Source organism: Pseudomonas sp. PGPPP1 (assembly GCF_002255865.1).
GTDB classification, from domain to species: domain Bacteria; phylum Pseudomonadota; class Gammaproteobacteria; order Pseudomonadales; family Pseudomonadaceae; genus Aquipseudomonas; species Aquipseudomonas cremoris.
The window spans coordinates 1-1,599 of the sequence record NZ_NKIG01000123.1; the positions used below are offsets into that span (position 1 = coordinate 1).

Sequence of the window (1,599 nt, forward strand, 5' to 3'; positions counted from 1 at the left end):
TGCTCGCCCCAGGTCATGGTGCCCAAGGCTATCGCGCTCACGTTCAGATCCGTACGGCCCAGCTGTCGATAATCCATCGGGTACTCCTTCGGGGAAAACAATCATAAAAGCAGGTTGAATTTTTTTTCGCAATCTGCATAATTGCCCACCTCTTTCTGCAGTGGAAGTGATGCGCCGCCTGCCGAAGAATCTTGCCGTTGAACGGACGCGCCGACCCGAGCCCCCGATAGCGTCTGTATCCGGCTGCCTTTGACTTGTCAAAGTACGCACTATTCAGTAAGATCCGCCGTCTAATTTACAGGGCGGCCCCTGAGGCTATTAAAGAATGACAACTTTTACTGCAAAACCGGAAACAGTTCAGCGCGACTGGTTTGTCGTCGACGCCGCTGGTCAGACCCTGGGTCGTCTGGCCACTGAAGTCGCCAGCCGTCTGCGTGGCAAGCACAAGCCTGAGTACACCCCTCACGTTGACACCGGTGACTACATCGTGATCATCAACGCTGAGCAGGTTCGTGTAACCGGCAACAAAGCAAGCGACAAAATGTACTACCGTCACTCCGGTTTCCCAGGCGGTATCAAGTCTTCCAACTTCGAAGGCCTGATTGCCAAGAAGCCTGAAGCCCCGATCGAAATCGCGGTCAAAGGCATGCTGCCTAAGGGCCCACTGGGTCGCGATATGTTTCGCAAGCTGAAAGTCTATGCGGGCGCTGTACACCCTCATGCTGCTCAGCAGCCCCAAGAACTGAAGTTTTAACGGAATAGTTCATTATGTCGGCGACTCAAAATTACGGCACTGGCCGTCGCAAAACCGCAACCGCTCGCGTTTTCCTGCGTCCGGGTACTGGTAACATCTCGATCAACAACCGCTCCCTGGACAACTTCTTCGGCCGCGAAACTGCCCGCATGGTAGTTCGTCAGCCGCTGGAACTGACCGAGACCGTTGAAAAGTTCGACATCTACGTCACCGTTATCGGTGGCGGTGTAAGTGGTCAAGCTGGCGCAATCCGCCACGGTATCACTCGCGCTCTGATGCAGTACGACGAAACCCTGCGTGGCGCTCTGCGCAAAGCTGGCTTCGTTACTCGCGATGCTCGTGAAGTTGAACGTAAGAAAGTCGGTCTGCGTAAAGCGCGTAAGCGTCCGCAGTACTCGAAGCGTTAATTCGCTTTACGTTCCAAAAAAACGCCCAGCTCCTCACGGAGTTGGGCGTTTTTTATTGCCTGCAATTTATGCAGAAAAATCGCCGTGACAACTTGCCACATCCGTAGACCCCCTATACTACAAGGCCTGGAGGCGGAGCCCCGGGCAATTCCCTTGTCATACGTGGGGCTTTTCATTACCATTCGGCAAAATTTTTATAAGTAAAGTTTCAACACTTAGTAGACGCCTGATTTAACAGGCCAAAAAGCTGATGGGAGAGGACTGAATGAGCAATGACGGCGTGAATGCAGGCCGGCGTCGCTTCTTGGTAGCAGCCACATCCGTGGTGGGTGCTGCAGGAGCGGTGGGGGCTGCGGTCCCGTTCGTGGGGTCATGGTTTCCCAGTGCCAAGGCGAAAGCCGCAGGTGCACCGGTGAAGGTGAATGTCAGCAAGATCGA

3 protein-coding genes are annotated in these 1,599 nt (G+C 54.3%); all 3 read left to right on the forward strand.

All coding sequences use genetic code 11. From position 1 onward, the window contains the following. The first annotated feature begins 325 nt into the window (after positions 1–325). Complete coding sequence (gene rplM, locus CFE47_RS31620) at positions 326–754, forward strand: 50S ribosomal protein L13 (RefSeq protein WP_003188508.1); 429 nt, start codon at positions 326–328, stop codon at positions 752–754. A gap of 14 nt (positions 755–768) precedes the next feature. After that, positions 769–1,161: a 30S ribosomal protein S9 gene (rpsI, locus tag CFE47_RS31625; protein WP_002555064.1), complete on the forward strand. Its 393-nt coding sequence runs from the start codon at positions 769–771 to the stop codon at positions 1,159–1,161. 265 nt (positions 1,162–1,426) lie between these two features. Next, on the forward strand, positions 1,427–1,599 hold a 173-nt coding region (locus CFE47_RS31630), incomplete at its 3' end, for a ubiquinol-cytochrome c reductase iron-sulfur subunit N-terminal domain-containing protein (RefSeq protein ID WP_286843138.1).